Below are 16,082 nucleotides of genomic sequence, written 5' to 3'. Positions count from 1 at the left end.
TCTTGCAAGGTCTGCTTCTTACAATCAGGAACGATTTCCGTATAAACCCTGCCCTCACGTTCGAATATACCGAATACAGGCTGTTTCAACGTTCCTCTGCCGCGTTTGAGTTTGCCATGAAAGCCTCGTTGCCGCCTGGCGCCAAAATAACTTTCATCGCCTTCTATGCTTCCATAGAGTTGTTCCTTAAGTTCACTCTGATGGCGATAGATTTCCTGACGAAAGATGTTGTACCAATGATTGATGGCATTGCGATTAAAACCAGTCAGCAAAGCGGTTTTTGAGGCTTCAATATCGGCACAAAAGTGGCGCATAATATTTCTGAGGTGATATCTTCTTAATTTACTGTTGTATCTCATTTTTCTAGTCTAACAGAGTGATTCTGCTAGTCTAGAGCAAAAATAAAAATCACCCTGTTTTTATTTAACTTAGCAAAATTTTTCTATCAAAAGCCAAGCAATCAAAGCAATCTTTACAGAAATAACCTAAGATATAACCTCTTATGATATCAAGGGAAATTATATGTGGACTACCGAACGGCGTTACCGCCCTTTAAACCAAGAGAGCATGGCGGAATACGAAGCCTTATGCCGGCAAGCGGCGCAAAGCCCGTGGCGGCAGCATTATCACATTCAGCCGCCGGCTGGCCTGCTCAATGACCCTAACGGTTTTTGCTATCATCAGGGCAAATATCATCTGTTTTACCAATGGTTTCCCCTAGGGCCGGTGCATGGTCTGAAATATTGGCATCATCTGGTCAGCGATAATTTGCTGGATTTTACTTCTCAGGGCATCGGCATTGCGCCCGATACGCTTGAAGACAGCCACGGCGCTTATTCTGGCAGCGCCATCAGTTTCGGCGACAAGATGCTGATTGCCTATACGGGCAATCATCGCGATGCCGATTGGCAGCGGATTCCTTATCAGCGCAGCGCTTTTTTAACTGCCGACAATCAGCTGGAAAAACATCTACCCTTTTTATGCGGCGCACCGGCTGGCTATACCGAGCATTGCCGCGATCCCAAATTGTGGCAAAACGCGGACGGCAGCTATGGCATGCTCTTGGGAGCGCAAAGAGAGAATCTGAGCGGCACGGTCTTGTATTTGCGCAGCGCAGACGGTTTGCAATGGCAGTTGGAAGGCGAAGTCGATTGCGCCTTGCCGCAATTCGGCTATATGTGGGAATGCCCTGATTATTTTCCCTTGGACGGTCGGGACGTGCTGATATTCTGCCCGCAGGGGCTTCAGGATTATCCCAATATTTACCAATGCGGCTATTTACTAGGCAGCTTTGATCAGGAGCGGCGGATATTTCGGCATCAAGGCTTTCAGGAATTGGATTTGGGCTTTGAATACTATGCCGCGCAAAGCACGCTGGGCAAGGCGGGGGAAAGAATTGTCATTGCATGGTTCGGTCTGCCCGATATGAGCTGCCCGACGGCAGCAGACGGCTGGGCGCATTGCTTGAGTTTGCCGCGCGTCTTAAGTATCGAAGGCGAAAAATTCTATCAGCGTCCTTTGCCTGCTTTGGCGGAATTGCGCAAAGGCGGCACCCATGACGGTGTGCATTACGAATTATTGCTCAGCAATCCTGATAATGCGCCTTTCAGCCTGCGTTTGCGCATGGGCGAATACGAGGGCAAAAACGAAGAAACGCTGCTGCATTATGACGGACAGTATTTGGTCTTTGACCGCAGCCGCAGCGGCTTATCGCCCGAGCCTGAAATCGCCTTGCCGGCAGGCAAAGGCGGACATGTGCGGCGTTTGGCAATCACAGAAATTACCGATGTGCAGATATTTTCCGACAGTTCTTCGCTGGAAATCTTTATCAATCGGGGCGAATTTGTGATGAGCGGAAGGATTTATCCGCAAAGCACAGCCGACGGTCTGCAATATCAGCTGGGGGAGAACGCCGGCATTGAGTTTTACGCACTTTAGAGGAGAAATATATGGCGCTTTATGCAATCGGCGAATGTCTGATTGATTTTATTCCCAATCAAAGCGGTGCACCTGATGATGAGAGTTTGTACCGCCCTGCGGTCGGCGGCGCGCCGCTGAATGTCGCCGCCGCTTATGCCAAAATGGGCGGCAGCAGTTATATCTTAAGCCAAGTCGGCGATGACGATTTCGGACGCCTTATTGAGCGCAAAGCTGCGGCGGTGGGCGTGGATACGCGTTATTTGCGCCGCAGCAGCCAAGCCAAGACGGGCTTAGCCTTTGTCAGTCTCTTAGACAACGGCGAACGCAGTTTTTCTTTTTATCGCTCGCCTTCGGCGGATATGCTTTATCAGCCTGAATATGTGGATGAAATTGCGGTGCAGGCTGGGGATATTCTGCATTTTTGCTCGGTGGCGCTGATGCCCTCGCCCATGCGAGAAGCACATCGCCGTGCGATAGAACGTTTTCGCGCGGCAGGGGGATTGATTTCTTTTGATGTGAACGTGCGTTTGCCGCTGTGGGAGAATCCGCAAGATTTATATCAAGCCATCTGGGACTTTCTGCCGCTCGCCGATATCGTGAAAATTTCTGATGACGAACTGGCATTTGTCAGCGGTTGCGAGGCGGTAGAAGAAGGTATTGCGTCTTTGTTTGTCGGTGCGGTGCGTCATGTCATCCTAACCGCCGGTGCGCAAGGCGCAAGCTATTATCAGGCGACAGGCAAAACGACGGCGGTTGAGAGTATCGCCGTCAAAGCAGTCGATGCCACCGGTGCCGGCGATGCCTTTATCGGCACTTTCCTTGCCCATTGGCACAGTTATCACCATCAGATGCCCGAGCTGCTGTGCCTTGCCGCCGCAGCCGGCGCAATGACGACTTTGCAACGCGGCGCCATCAACAGTATTCCCACACGTTCTGAATTAGACGCTTTTCTTAAGGAGCATTCCAAATGAGCCAATACCAACACATTGCCGAACAAATCATTGCAGCGGTCGGCGGCAAAGACAATATCTTAGCCGCCACCCATTGCGCCACCCGTCTGCGCATGGTCTTAAAAGACGAAAGTCTGATTGATACCGTCGCTATTGAAGCGATTGAGTCCGCCAAAGGGCATTTCCTGACCGCAGGACAATTCCAAATCATCTTCGGCACAGGCACGGTTAACAGCGTAACCCAAGCCCTGCTGCAACTGACGGGCGCGCAATCGGTCAGCACCACCGAAGCCAAAGCCTTAGGTGCAGAAAAAGGCAATATTTTCCAGCGTTTTATCAAAATGCTGTCCGATATTTTCGTGCCGATTATTCCTGCGATAGTGGCGGGCGGCTTATTGATGGGGCTGAATAATGTCTTTACCGCCAATGGATTGATTGTAGAAGGCAAATCGCTGATTGAAGCCTATCCGCAATGGGCGGCATTAGCCGAGATGATTAATACCTTCGCCAACGCGCCCTTTGTCTTCCTGCCGATTTTAATCGCCTTTTCCGCCACGAAAATTTTTGGCGGCAATCCTTTCTTGGGCGCGGTTTTGGGCATGATTATGGTGCACCCCGATTTGACCAATAATTACGCCTTGGCAGAAGCCATACGCACGAACACTCTGGGTTATTGGGAATTTTTCGGACATCAATTTGCCAAAGTCGGCTATCAAGGCACCGTTCTGCCGATTTTGGTCTGCAGCTGGATACTGGCGAAACTCGAATGCAGCATCCGCCGCGTGATGCCCGCCAGTTTGGATTTGCTACTCACGCCATTACTCAGCATCTTTATCACTGCAATTCTGACCTTCAGCATTGTCGGGCCGATAACCCGCGATGCCGGTATTGCCTTTACGGATGCCGTGCAATGGCTGTATAACAGTTCAGGTGCCATCGGTGCGGCGATTTTCGGTGCGGTTTATGCGCCGATTGTGATTACCGGCATGCACAACAGCTTTATTCCAGTGGAAACCCAGCTGATTGCCGATTTGGCGAAATCAGGCGGTACCTTCATTTTCCCGATAGCTGCTATGAATAACGTTGCCCAAGGGGCGGCAGCCTTTGCTGCGCTGTGGATTAGTCGCGATGCCAAACTCAAAAGCATTGCGGGCGCTTCGGGCATTTCCGCTGTTTTAGGCATTACCGAGCCGGCGATGTTCGGTGTGAATCTGCGTCTGCGCTATCCTTTCTATGCTGCCTTAATCGGCACGGCGCTTGCCAGCGCCTTTATCGCCCTGTTTAAAGTCAAAGCGGTGGCGCTGGGCGCGGCAGGGATTCCGGGCATTATTTCCATTCGCGCCGACAGCATCATTCCTTATGTTATCGGCATGGCGATTTCCTTTGCCGCTACCTTTGCCCTGACTTTTGTCTTTTCCAAACAGCGCCGTTTTCAGGCGGCAGCGGTAAATCCTGCGCCACAAGCCAATCAGGCTAAAGCGGTAGAAACTGCGGCTGTGGAAAATGCCTCTGCGGTAGCGGGTCGCAATCCTTTCCCGCAGGAATGGCAAATGCCTTTGGCGGGTGATATCATCGCCCTGGAACAAGTGCCTGATCCCGCCTTTGCCTCAGGCGCCATGGGCGCAGGCTTTGCCATTGTGCCTAGCGGCAATCAAGTTATCAGTCCGGTTAATGGCACAATTGCCGCCGTCTTCCCTAGTAGACACGCGATAGGCATTGAAGCGGATAACGGCTTGGAAATCTTGATACATGTCGGCATCGATACCGTGAAATTAAACGGCGAAGGCTTTACTCAGCATGTGCAAGAAGGGCAGGCAGTACAAGCCGGCGAACTCTTGCTGACGGTGGATTTCGCCGCCATTGAAGACAAAGTGCCGAGCATCATCACGCCGGTGGTCTTTACCGCCATGGATAACGGCGAAAAGGTGCGGATAGAAAATCAGCGCCCTATTCTGAGCGAATAAATCCTTCAAACGTAAAAAATCCCCTCTTTTCAAAGAAGGGATTTTTTTCTGCAAGATTAGCCACTTAACCATGCTGCGCTTCATAAGCAGCAATGGCTTCTTCGTGCAGCAGAGTTAAGCTGATGTTGTCCTGCCCTTTGAGCAGACGTTGCCGCCAATCTTCGCCAATTTCAAAAGCATAACTGTCTTCGCCTACGCACACGACTTTGTTTTCCAAATCGACGGTAATTGCTTGCGAAGGCGGCAAGGCGGCGAGTTTTTCACGCACATCGCGCGGTAAAACAATCGGCAAATTGCCGTTATTCAGCCAATTATTATAGAAAATATCGGAATAACCGCCGGCGATGACTACCCGCAGCCCTGCATCTTGCAAAGCCCATGCCGCATGTTCGCGACTAGAACCGCAGCCGAAATTCTCGCCGGTAATCAAAATGCCCGCGCCTTGATATTGCGGCTGATTCAAGGGAAATTCCTCTTTTAAGCGGCGGTCTTCATGATAGCGCCAAGGATCGAAAGCAAATTCGCCGAAGCCGGTTTTAAAAATGCTTTTAAGATATTGTTTGGGAATAATAATATCGGTGTCGATATTGTCAGCCATCACCGGTACGGTCGTGGCGGTATAAACGGTTAAGGGTTTCATTATGCTAATTCCTTTTCCCAATCCGGACGGGAGATGTCGATAAAGCGTCCTGCGACGGCGGCAGCAGCAGCCATTGCCGGACTGACCAAATGCGTGCGCGCGTTTTTGCCCTGTCTGCCTTCAAAATTGCGGTTTGACGTGCTGGCGCAATGTTCATAAGCAGGGATTAAATCAGGGTTCATGCCGAGACAAGTCGAGCAACCCGGTTCGCGCCATTGGCAGCCGGCGTCGATAAAGATTTTATCCAGTCCCTCCGCTTCGGCTTCGTGTTTAACCTGCATCGAACCCGGCACAATAACGGCGGTAATATGCGCCGCGACTTTGCGCCCCTTCAAAATATGCGCCGCTTCGCGCAAATCGGAAAGCCGCCCATTAGTGCAGGAACCGATAAAGACATGTTTTAGCGGAATATCTTTTTTCGCCATACCGCCTGAAATCGCCATATATTCCAAGGCTTTTTCATTTGCCGCCGCTTGTGCCGGCACATTTTCCTCAATGCCGCCGCCCATGCCGGGATGCGTGCCCCAAGTAACCTGCGGCGTGAGTGTATTCACATCAATCACAATCAATTGATCATAATCGCTTTCGCTGTCGGTTTTGAGTGTTTTCCAATCTTCCACCGCCGCCAGATAAGCATCGCCTTTAGGCGCATAAATGCGTCCTTTGACATAATCAAAAGTGGTTTGATCGGGCGCGACCAAGCCGACTTTCGCACCGCCTTCAATCGACATATTGCACAGCGTCATGCGCTCTTCCATGCTCATGTTTGCAATCGTATCGCCGAAAAATTCCATCGCATAGCCGCTGCCGACCGATACGCCGTAGCGGTTCAGAATATGCAAAATCACATCTTTGGCATACACGCCTGCTTTGAGTTTGCCCGTGACTTTGATGCCGAGATTTTTCAATTTCGGCTGCCACAACGTTTGCGTGGCAAGCACATGTTCGACTTCCGAGGTGCCGATACCGTGCGCCAATGCACCGAAAGCGCCATGCGTGGCGGTGTGGCTGTCGCCGCAGACAATCGTCTTACCCGGCAAAGTCAGCCCCAATTCGGGTCCGACCATATGCACGATGCCGTTGCGCTCATCAAACATATCCGCCAATTCAATCCCGAATTCCGCGCAATTGCGCGCCAAAGCGTCTAATTGCGCCTTTGAGACCTCATCGCGAATCGCTTGCCGATCCGCCAAAATGGTCGGGGTATTATGATCCATCGTCGCGAAAGTCTTATCCGGACGGCGTACTTTGCGCCCCGCCATACGCAGACCGTCAAAAGCCTGCGGCGTCGTCACTTCGTGGATTAAATGCTGATCGATATACAGTAATTGCAAGGCCTCGCCATGCCCTGCAATAACATGCCTGTCCCAAAGTTTGTCGTATAAACTGCTCATGATGTTTTCCTATTTATAAATGCCGTATCAATTCGGCGGTAAATTCGGCGGTGGAAAGCGGATTGGTTTTGTTTAAATCGCCGGTCAAACGGTTACTCTGCATCATTTTCTCTACCGCCGCTTCAATCGCTTCAGCGGCAGCGCTTTGTCCCAAACTATGACGCAGCATCATCGCCGCCGATAAAATCGTTGCAATCGGATTGGCAATGCCCTTGCCGGCAATATCCGGCGCGCTGCCGTGCGCAGGCTCATACAAATACGGACCTTGCGCATTAAAACTCGCCGAAGCCAATACGCCCAAACTGCCGCCTAGAACGCTCGCCTCATCGGAAAGAATATCGCCGAACAGATTTTCCGTCACTATCACGTCAAAATCCGCCGGACGCGTAACCAAATGCATCGCCATCGCATCGACATACTCATGACTGACCTGCACTTCAGGATAATCCGCCGCTACTATTTGCACACGCTGCCGCCATAATTTGCTGCTTGCCAGCACATTCGCCTTATCCACCGACACCAGCTTTTTGCGCCGCGTCTGCGCCAAGCGGAAAGCATAATGCAGGACACGATCAATTTGCGCGACCGTATAAGTAATCGAATCTAAGGCTTCCTGCTCGCCCAAATGCCGCGGCTCGCCGAAATAGGCGCCGCCGGATAACTCGCGCACAATCACCAAATCCGTGCCATCGACAATCTCAGGTTTAATCGGCGAATGCTGAAGCAATGCACCCGAAACCTTCAAAGGACGCACATTGGCAAACACATCCAGCGCTTTGCGCAAAGCTAACAAACCTTGCTCGGGACGCTGCGTGGCACTATCCCATTTCGGACCGCCGACCGAGCCTAAAAACACCGCATCACAATCTTTTATCGCTGCCTGTACAGGCGCGGCAAACGGTTCGCCATACACATCAATCCCCGCGCCGCCAAAAGCAAAATCCTGCCACTCAATAGCAAAATCAAAACGCGTCTGTACCGCCGCCAATACCTGCTTGGCACTCGCCACGATTTCAGGCCCGATACCGTCGCCGGCCAAACATACAATGTTATATTGCTGCATTTCTTTCCCTAGTCTTCATTACAAAGACAGGCATTATACGCATTGCCGGCATTTTTTCTCACTAAAAAACGAGCGTATTTGGCAAAACATTAGGCAAAAACACTCACAATTTGCGCCGATAAGATATTTTTCGCTGTGCTGTAAAAGGCAGCGCTGCCAAAGCGCTGATTGACGGATTTTTCTCAGCCGCGTATAGTCTCGCTATACAGGAGCGGATATGATTCGAAGTTTCAAACATAAAGGCTTGGAGAAGTTTTTCAAAACAGGCAGCACGGCGGGCATTCAAACCAATCATGCGGCTAAATTACGCCTGCAATTAACCACTTTAAACAACGCCACTTGTCCGCAGGATATGAATGCTCCCTCATGGCGATTGCATCAACTTTCAGGCAATTTGAAAGACCATTGGAGCATTACCGTTAACAGCAATTGGCGCCTGACTTTCCGCTTTGAAAACGGCAATGCCGAAATTGTTGACTATCAGAATTATCACTAAGGAGCAAAAAATGAACATGCACAATCCCGCACATCCCGGCTTGGTGTTAAGAGAATATTTAGAAGATATCAGCATTACCGAAGCAGCGCAGCGCTTAGGCGTTACGCGCGCCGCCTTATCGCGTATCCTCAACGGCAAAGCCGCCATCAGCGCGGAAATGGCGGTACGCATATCCATCTTATTAAAAACCAGCAGCACCATGTGGATTAACATGCAAGCCGCCTACGATTTATGGCAGGCGGAACAACGCAATCACGATTTTGTGATTCCGCTATCGGAACCTTTACCGCTGGAGGCCTAACATCAGGCGGTATCATCCGTCTGATTTCTGCTATTCTAGCCCCTCTTTTTTAGCAACCATGCGCGCTGCGCTGCCTAGTCCTATGATGTACTAGGCATGAGGCATCGCGCTTAAAACGCCCTATGACCTCTATTACCCATTATCTGCAAGCTGCCCGTATCTACACCGACTCACGCGCCCTGATTCTCTTTGCCTTCGGCATTGCCGCCGGTCTGCCGAATGTTTTGATTTTTTCCACCCTGACCCTATGGCTGGGCGAAGCGGGCATCAAACGCGAAACCATCACTTTATTCAGCTGGGCATCACTGGCATATTCTTTCAAATTCATTTGGGCGCCGCTATTGGATTCCCTGCAATTACCGCTGCTTTCGCCGCGTTTGGGGAAACGCCGTGCTTGGCTCTTATTCAGCCAAATCGGCGTGGTTGCCGCGCTTTGCCTGATGGCGCTGACCAATCCGCAAACGCCGCAAGCGCTCTTTATCATGGCGGCGGCAGCCGTACTGGTCGGCTTCTTTTCCGCCACCCAAGACATCGCCATTGATGCCTACCGTATTGAAATCGCCGAAGGCAATATTCAACTGCAAGCCGTGACCTCTGCCATGTATGTGGCGGGCTATCGCGTCGGCATGCTGATTGCCGGCGCAGGCGCACTCTATCTCGCCGAATATTTAGGCTCCAGCACCAAGGGTTATCACTATCAGGCTTGGCAATACACCTATCTTTGCATGGCAGTAACGATGGCAATCGCACTGCTGATAACCCTGCTCTCGCCGACGCCCACAACGGACAATAATGCTGCCGCACATATCAGCACCGGCAATAATCTGCGCCTCTTCGCCTTATTTCTGCTCAGCATTGCCGCCTTCATTCTCGCCTTTCGCTTAAGCAGTGCCGTCTTTACCTTCGGCGGCAGTCCCCTCATCGCCTTTATCCGCGAATTACTGCGCTTTGCCGCCGCTACTGCCGCCGCCACCGCCGCCGCTTATATGGCAATACGCGCAGGACTCATCGCCAAAAACATTGCCGCGCAAGCATGGCTGATGCCGATTAGCAACTTCTTTGAACGCTACGGCAAATCCGCCCTATGGCTCTTGCTGCTGATCGGCTTTTACCGCATTTCCGACATCGTCGCCGGTGCAATTGCCAATACCTTCTATCAAGACAGCGGCTTTAGCAAAAGCGAGATTGCCAAAGTCTCCAAAGTCTTCGGCTTATTAATGATCCTATTCGGCGGTTTTTTAGGCGGATTGCTCTCGCAGCGCATCGCCCTGATGCGCCTCATGCTGCTGGGCGGACTGCTTGCCAGCCTGACCAATCTGCTCTTTGCGGTTTTGCACTACTATCCTCAAATGCCCATGCTCTATCTCACGATCAGCTTTGATAATTTTGCCATGGGACTGAGCAATACCGTCTTTGTCGCCTTTCTATCCGCATTAACCAGCATCCGCTTCACCGCTACGCAATACGCCATCTTCAGCTCATTCATGACCCTATTCCCGAAAATCCTCGGCGGCTACAGCGGCGCCATGGTTGACAATATGGGAGGCTACCCTGCCTTCTTCTGCTTTACCGCCGCCCTCGGGCTACCCGTTTTATGGCTGATTCATTTCATCGGACGGCGCATGGAATTTACCCATCAACAGCAGCCCTGACGCGCTATACTATGCTATACTATATAGTCGGAGAGGTGAGAAAGTAGTACAAGGCGGCGAGCCGCAGACAGTACAAGAGCGTACGGCAAGGCGGGCCAACGCCGTAATACTTTTTCAATTCTTCGACTATAGCCGCTCATTTACTCGGAGTCTGCCCCCATGCCAAACATCAAAATCATCTTCTTTGACATTGACGACACCCTAATGCGCAAAGAAGACGGCTATTTACCGCCCGATTTGCCCGACCTCCTGCAAGTCCTCAAAGCCAAAGGCATCTTTACCGCAATTGCCACAGGACGCAGCTTGGGCATCATTCCTAAAGCTATTCAAAACTTTATCCAAACAGCGGGCATCGACATCATCAGCGGCGCAAACGGACAAGTCGCCCTGCATCATGGCGACATCCTGCATGAACATCCCATACCGCAGGAAGACTTAAACCAACTCATCGCCCTTGCCGAAGATAAAAGCTGGGGCTATTTGCTTCACAGTAGAGAAGCGCTCTGCATTTCAAGACTCGATCACCGCGTTATGCAGGCTATGTACGGCGTAGAACCCTGGTTTGTCCATCCCAAACTGCATCAAGAAAGCGCCATCCATCAATTCGGCTACTTCATTAACAGCCAAGAAGCCGCCGAACTCGCCCAAGAACTGCCGCAATTAAGATTAAGCGACCGCTACATCTACACCCCTTGGCATGAATACGGCTGCGACCTCATTCCCAGCCAAGGCAGCAAAGCCCGCGGCATTCGCGAAATCTGCGACAGCCTGAATATCGACATCAGCCAAGTCGCCGCTTTCGGCGACGGACTCAACGACATCGACATGCTCAAAAGCGTCGGACTCGGCATCGCCATGGGCAATGCCTGCGAAGAACTCAAAGCCGTCGCCGATTACATTACCGACGACATCGACCGGCAAGGCATTGCCAATGCCCTGCGCCATTTTCAACTCATCTAAAGGAAACATCATGAAAAAGCACCTTATTTTACTCGGCCTATGCAGCATCATGCTCCATGCCTGCGACAGCAACAAAGCCGAAAGCCAAAGCAAAGCAGAAGACAACCCCATGTTAAAACTGCAAAATGACACCACAAATAGGGCGCAAAACGCCGTCAATCAAGCCACCCAAGAACAAAGTAAACAACTCGAGGCCATCGGACAATGAGTAAAAGCGACAGCAATCCGCTGAACATAGACGTTATTTCTATTCAATCACAAGTCGTTTACGGCATGGTCGGCAACAATGCTGTCGTGCCCGTTCTGCAAGCCCATGGCTTAAACGTCTGCATCGTCCCCACCGTCTATCTGTCCAACTCGCCGCTCTATAACAGCCTTCACGGCGGCGTGATTCCCGAAGACTGGTTTGCCGGCTACCTGCAAGCCATTGAAGACCGCGGCGTGCTGAATAAATGCCGCAGCATCCTGCTCGGCTACCTCGGCAGCAGCGCGCAAGCCGACATCCTCAGCACATGGCTGGAAAAAGTGCAGCAACAACATCCGCACATCGCCATACAAATCGACCCCGTACTCGGCGACATCGACTGCGGCTTCTACGTCGATCAAAGCCTCAACCAAGCCTACCGCGAAAAACTGCGCTACCTTGCCCACGGCATGACGCCCAACCACTTCGAGCTAGAATGCCTGTGTGGTGAAAAACTGCAAAGCCTCGAGCAAACCATTGCCGGTGCACGCAGCCTGCTTTCAGAACAAACCCAATGGATTATCACCACCAGCGCTGCGCCCGAAACATGGCAGGAAGGGCAAATGCAAATCCTGATTGTGCAAAAAGACGGATATGAAGTGCAAACTCATGCCTACCACAAAACCTCCGCCCAAGGCACCGGCGACACCTTTGCCTCTACCCTTGCCGCGCAGATGCTCAAAGGCAAAAGCCTCAGCGAAGCCACGCGCCTCGCCTCCGAGCAAGTCGTGCGCACCATCTTGCGCACCAATGCCGAAGACAGCAATGAACTGCAACTCATCGCCACTCTGCAACAATAATCCTCCCGACGCCATGCGCATACTTTGAGCATGGCGTCCGCCTTTATAAAGCAAGCGCTAGGCACGCCAAGCAAAAGCCTGCCTTCGCAATTCTTGCTCATTGGTGCCGCATTACCTAAAATGCTCTTTTTTCAGAACCCCCTCATTAAATATGTCAGATCAAGAACCCCCTAAAAAAATTCCCAAACTTGCTTATGCACTGATTGCAACGGCAGGTTTGGGTATGCTGTTTCTCGACAATCCTTTCTCGCAAAATCAGCATGTTGATAATGCGGTTGCCGATGTGAACGGACAGGAAATCAGCCGTCATCAAGTCGATCGCATGTTTAGCGATTTGCGCGCGCGCGCCAATCCCGACATTGCCGACAGCACCTTGCGCCAAAATGCCCTCGATGCGCTGATTAGCCAAGTCTTGCTGCGTCAGCATGCCTTGGGCAGTGGCTATCAATTATCCGATCAAGCTCTGTATCAATACATTAAAGGCGAATTCGGCGACGAAGCCACTTATCAGCAAATGCTGGACAGCAACCGCATCACGGCGCAAGCCTATCAGGAAGGGTTGCGCCAAAGCCAAAGCGTGGAAAACTACTACCGCATACTCAGCGCCGCTGCTGCCGCACCTGAAGCGAACCAAGCCCTACTGGCGCAATTAAGCCTTGCCCGCGACGTGCACAGCATCCGCATTCCGCTTGCGCCTTTTGCCGCGCAAATCGCTGTGGACGAAGTGGCATTGGCGCAATATTTCCAAGAGCATCAAGGCGAATATTTAAGCCAGCCTTGGGTCAATATCAGCTATCTTTTGCTCAACCCTGCCGCGCTTGCCGACCCTAGCCAAATCACGGCAGAACAATTAGCCGCCGCCCGTGCGCAACGCGCCGAAAATGTGGTGCGCGGCGGACAATATCTGATTTTCGACCATGCTGCCGATGCCGAACAGGCCGCTGCCGACATCGGCGCAGGCAATCGTAGTTTCGCCGATGTTTCCGCCGCGATTAACCAAGGCGAGATTGCAGGGCAAGCGGGCGATTTGAACCCGAATGCCAAAGGCAAAGGCATCAGCAAAGAAGTCGATGAAGCCTTGTTTGCCATCGACAGCATCGGCGGTGTATCGCCGGTTTTTAACACCGAATACGGTGCAATGCTCGTGCAACTAGGGAGCATCGAAGGTGCGGAAAATCTTGACGACGCCGCCCTGCGGCAGGAAATCGCACGCGAGCAAAGCCAAGAACAATTCATCGACATTGCCAACCGCCTTTTTGACGCCGCGCAAAGCGGCACGCCTTTAGCCGATTTGGCGCATCAGGCAGGACTAAGCGTAGCGCATTTGGAGGGCGTCAATCCGAGCAGCCAGCAAGCCGAATGGTTAAGCCATGCCCAAGTGCAGGAAGCCTTGTTCGGTGGCAAAGCCTTGGCGGTCAAAGCGCCTGTACAGGCAATCGATTTAGGCAATGCCAGCTTGTTTATGGTCGTTGATGAGCGCGGCGAAGCTGCACCGCAGCCATTGAAAAACGTGCGCGAGCAAGTGGTGCAGGACTATCAAAACGAGAAGGCAAAAGCCGACCAGCAAGCGGCAGCAAAAGCGATTGAAGAAGCCTTGGCGAACGCCTCCGCCGAATTGGGCGAGCTGATCGCGCAAGCGCAGGGCGAAGAAGGACACTATAGCCAATTAAGCTATTTGAGCGCGCCCGAGGCAGAGCTCGACCCCATCATGTACAGCTTCTTGATGGAGCAAAACACCCCGCTTGCCAGCCATGAATTGCCCGACCAATCGATTGTGGTAGCGCGCATCAAGGCGGTTTATCCTTTGCCGGAAGACAAAGCCGATGCCCAGCTGCGCGAAATGCTCGGTCAGCAAGAACGCATCGCTCAAATCCGCGCCATGCAGGAAGGCTTAGACCAATGGCTGCGTGCGCAAAGCAAAATTCGCGTGGATAACGCCGCCTTAAGCACTGACTCCGCTGCGAACTAAGCCCCATGCTTTGGCTGATTTTCACGTTCTTTGCCGCCTTTACTCAGGCAGTGCGCAATGCCTTACAAAAGCAGCTCAGCCAAAGCGTGCCGACCCTCGGCGTTACGCTGGCGCGCTTTCTCGCCGCATGGCCTTTAGCATTGCTTTATTTGCTGGCGCAAAGCCGACTCGCCCAAGGGCGCGGCGAAGCCATCGGCTTGGAACAACTAAGCTTTGCCTTTTATCTCTATTGCTTTGCCGCCAGCCTCGCACAAATCATCGCTACCGCCCTAATGGTGCAGCTCTTTCGTTTGAAAAACTATGCCATCGGTGTCGGCTTGGCGCGCAGCGAAGCCATGCTGGCGGCGATTATCGGCGTCTGCTTCTTTAGTAGTCCGCTCAGTCCCTTGGGTTGGCTGGGCGTCATACTCGGCAGCTACGGCGTTCTGCTCTTAAGCGGCGGCACCTTGCGCAGCCTCTCGCCGCGCGTAATCTGCTTAGGGCTTGCCTGCGGATTATGCTTTGCCCTGACATCACTTTGGGTGCGCCAAGCCAGTTTAAGCCTTGCCGCACCGCCCCTGCTCGCCGCCGCTTGGACATTATTCGCCGTGATTTTCATCGAAGCCTGCGGACTCGGCGCCTATTTGCTGTGGCGCGACCGCAATGCCCTGCACCGACTATTGGCGCAACCGCGTCTCTTACTTGCTACCAGCGCAGCATCCTGCATCGCCTCGCTGTTTTGGTTCAGCGCGATGAGCTTGCAAAATGTGGCGATTGTAAAAACCGTCGGGCAAATCGAAATCTTTTTTATGCTGCTGATTTCGCGCTTTGTGTTTAAAGAACAATTGAAAAAACAAGACGGCTTGGGCTTGATGCTGATTTGCTGCGCCGCGCTCTTGCTGCTGTGGCTGTGATTGAAACATCAATACTAGGTTGGGCATTAATGTCTGATAATTATAATTAAGAAAATTTATTATTTGGGCGAAGTAAATACTTATGGCAAAAACACAAAATGCTGAACAAATACTGGTTTTTAAAACTTGTTTACTAATTGTCGAACATATTGATCATCTAGTTGAATATGAAGAAAATACGAAAAAAAGATCGGGTTATCACTCACGATTTTTTGAACATTTATTGCATCGTGAAGAAAATTTTGTTTATTTGGGAAAATCAAAAAATTTAACAGAAGGAATGCGAGTTTATAGGGAGCATGTTGTTCCTTGTGCCTATATGATGTCTGAATTAGAAAGACTCATTAAAGAAAAACGATATTCAAAAGAAGAACTGGCTTGCGCCTTGCAAAAAAATTGGAAAATTGCTCATGTTACAGAAGAGGAGGCAGATTATTTGGATTATGAATTGAAACTGAAGTCTACTATGCCTGCTGGCTGGGATTTTATGACAAGTGATCCTGAAGATAGATTGAAATTGGCAGGTATTCAATTGATATATCCGGTGTAGGTCGGATACTTGTATCTGACATTTTATTCTTAAAAACATTCGCTTAAATTATGAGATTGTCGGATTCAAGAATCCGACCTACAAAATAGCGGTATAATATCAAACATTGAATTATAAATATTTCAAAGGATTAATATGCAATATCGGGGCAAAGGGACATTTTAGGTGCTGTTTTCGAGTTCTTTAGCCCTAAGGGACAAAATAGGTGCTATCTAGCGTTTTTTAAGCAAAATAATCTTTTATAAACTTAACCTTATTCTCCTTTCCCATGCCGCAATGACAAGCT

The 16,082-nt window shown here is 51.2% G+C and carries 16 protein-coding genes; 12 read left to right on the top strand and 4 right to left on the bottom strand.

Annotation, left to right across the window (positions count from 1 at the left end; all coding sequences use genetic code 11):
- Positions 1 to 359 (bottom strand): transposase (locus tag ACJHVI_RS08835; protein ID WP_483184377.1); only part of this gene is annotated, 359 nt, incomplete at its 3' end.
- A 163-nt stretch (positions 360 to 522) separates the two neighbouring features.
- Between ACJHVI_RS08835 and ACJHVI_RS08830 the strand changes: the two genes are divergently transcribed.
- The 3 genes from ACJHVI_RS08830 to ACJHVI_RS08820 are packed head-to-tail and all read left to right on the top strand — an operon-like array spanning position 523 to position 4,834.
- Positions 523 to 1,938: a sucrose-6-phosphate hydrolase gene (locus tag ACJHVI_RS08830; RefSeq protein ID WP_483184376.1), complete on the top strand. Its 1,416-nt coding sequence runs from the start codon at positions 523 to 525 to the stop codon at positions 1,936 to 1,938.
- Positions 1,939 to 1,949: 11 nt separating this feature from the next.
- Positions 1,950 to 2,891: a carbohydrate kinase family protein gene (locus tag ACJHVI_RS08825; protein ID WP_483184375.1), complete on the top strand. Its 942-nt coding sequence runs from the start codon at positions 1,950 to 1,952 to the stop codon at positions 2,889 to 2,891.
- Positions 2,888 to 4,834, top strand: coding sequence for a sucrose-specific PTS transporter subunit IIBC (locus ACJHVI_RS08820; protein ID WP_483184374.1), 1,947 nt, complete (start codon positions 2,888 to 2,890; stop codon positions 4,832 to 4,834). The genes ACJHVI_RS08825 and ACJHVI_RS08820 overlap by 4 nt, the downstream gene beginning before the upstream one ends.
- A gap of 64 nt (positions 4,835 to 4,898) precedes the next feature.
- Here the strand turns inward: ACJHVI_RS08820 and leuD are convergent, their stop codons facing one another.
- Genes leuD through leuB form a run of 3 tightly spaced genes read right to left on the bottom strand, consistent with a single transcriptional unit; the run spans position 4,899 to position 7,931 of the window.
- Complete coding sequence (leuD, locus tag ACJHVI_RS08815) at positions 4,899 to 5,474, bottom strand: 3-isopropylmalate dehydratase small subunit (RefSeq protein WP_483184373.1); 576 nt, start codon at positions 5,472 to 5,474, stop codon at positions 4,899 to 4,901.
- Positions 5,474 to 6,868 (bottom strand): 3-isopropylmalate dehydratase large subunit, encoded by a 1,395-nt coding sequence (gene leuC / locus ACJHVI_RS08810; protein WP_483184372.1) that lies wholly within the window; start codon positions 6,866 to 6,868, stop codon positions 5,474 to 5,476. Before leuC ends, leuD begins: the two co-directional genes overlap by 1 nt.
- Positions 6,869 to 6,881: 13 nt before the next feature.
- Positions 6,882 to 7,931: a 3-isopropylmalate dehydrogenase gene (leuB, locus tag ACJHVI_RS08805; RefSeq protein WP_483184371.1), complete on the bottom strand. Its 1,050-nt coding sequence runs from the start codon at positions 7,929 to 7,931 to the stop codon at positions 6,882 to 6,884.
- A gap of 217 nt (positions 7,932 to 8,148) precedes the next feature.
- On the opposite strand from leuB, the gene ACJHVI_RS08800 reads away from it, so the two are divergent.
- The 9 genes from ACJHVI_RS08800 (at position 8,149) to ACJHVI_RS08760 (ending at position 15,796) form a co-directional block, all read left to right on the top strand.
- Positions 8,149 to 8,427: a type II toxin-antitoxin system RelE/ParE family toxin gene (locus ACJHVI_RS08800; protein ID WP_483184370.1), complete on the top strand. Its 279-nt coding sequence runs from the start codon at positions 8,149 to 8,151 to the stop codon at positions 8,425 to 8,427.
- Between the two features lie 10 nt (positions 8,428 to 8,437).
- The gene (locus tag ACJHVI_RS08795) at positions 8,438 to 8,728 is read left to right on the top strand and encodes a HigA family addiction module antitoxin (RefSeq protein WP_483184369.1); all 291 of its coding nucleotides are present in this window, start codon (positions 8,438 to 8,440) and stop codon (positions 8,726 to 8,728) included.
- A 122-nt stretch (positions 8,729 to 8,850) separates the two neighbouring features.
- On the top strand, positions 8,851 to 10,380 hold the full coding sequence (locus ACJHVI_RS08790) for an AmpG family muropeptide MFS transporter (protein ID WP_483184368.1): 1,530 nt from the start codon (positions 8,851 to 8,853) through the stop codon (positions 10,378 to 10,380).
- A gap of 159 nt (positions 10,381 to 10,539) precedes the next feature.
- Positions 10,540 to 11,340, top strand: coding sequence for a Cof-type HAD-IIB family hydrolase (locus ACJHVI_RS08785; RefSeq protein WP_483184367.1), 801 nt, complete (start codon positions 10,540 to 10,542; stop codon positions 11,338 to 11,340).
- Between the two features lie 10 nt (positions 11,341 to 11,350).
- Positions 11,351 to 11,548 carry a hypothetical protein gene (locus ACJHVI_RS08780; protein ID WP_483184366.1) on the top strand — a complete coding sequence of 66 codons (198 nt, stop codon included), beginning with the start codon at positions 11,351 to 11,353 and terminating at the stop codon, positions 11,546 to 11,548.
- Complete coding sequence (gene pdxK, locus ACJHVI_RS08775; protein ID WP_483184365.1) at positions 11,545 to 12,384, top strand: pyridoxine/pyridoxal/pyridoxamine kinase; 840 nt, start codon at positions 11,545 to 11,547, stop codon at positions 12,382 to 12,384. Before ACJHVI_RS08780 ends, pdxK begins: the two co-directional genes overlap by 4 nt.
- A 151-nt stretch (positions 12,385 to 12,535) precedes the next feature.
- The gene (locus ACJHVI_RS08770) at positions 12,536 to 14,353 is read left to right on the top strand and encodes a peptidylprolyl isomerase (protein WP_483184364.1); all 1,818 of its coding nucleotides are present in this window, start codon (positions 12,536 to 12,538) and stop codon (positions 14,351 to 14,353) included.
- Positions 14,354 to 14,358: 5 nt separating this feature from the next.
- Positions 14,359 to 15,246 carry an EamA family transporter gene (locus tag ACJHVI_RS08765; RefSeq protein ID WP_483184363.1) on the top strand — a complete coding sequence of 296 codons (888 nt, stop codon included), beginning with the start codon at positions 14,359 to 14,361 and terminating at the stop codon, positions 15,244 to 15,246.
- Between the two features lie 82 nt (positions 15,247 to 15,328).
- Positions 15,329 to 15,796 (top strand): hypothetical protein, encoded by a 468-nt coding sequence (locus tag ACJHVI_RS08760; RefSeq protein WP_483184362.1) that lies wholly within the window; start codon positions 15,329 to 15,331, stop codon positions 15,794 to 15,796.
- Positions 15,797 to 16,082: the final 286 nt, after the last annotated feature.

The sequence above is a fragment of the Suttonella sp. genome (assembly GCF_056855035.1).
Note: the sequence above shows the minus strand (reverse complement) of the source record. Positions and strands in the feature narration are given on the sequence as shown.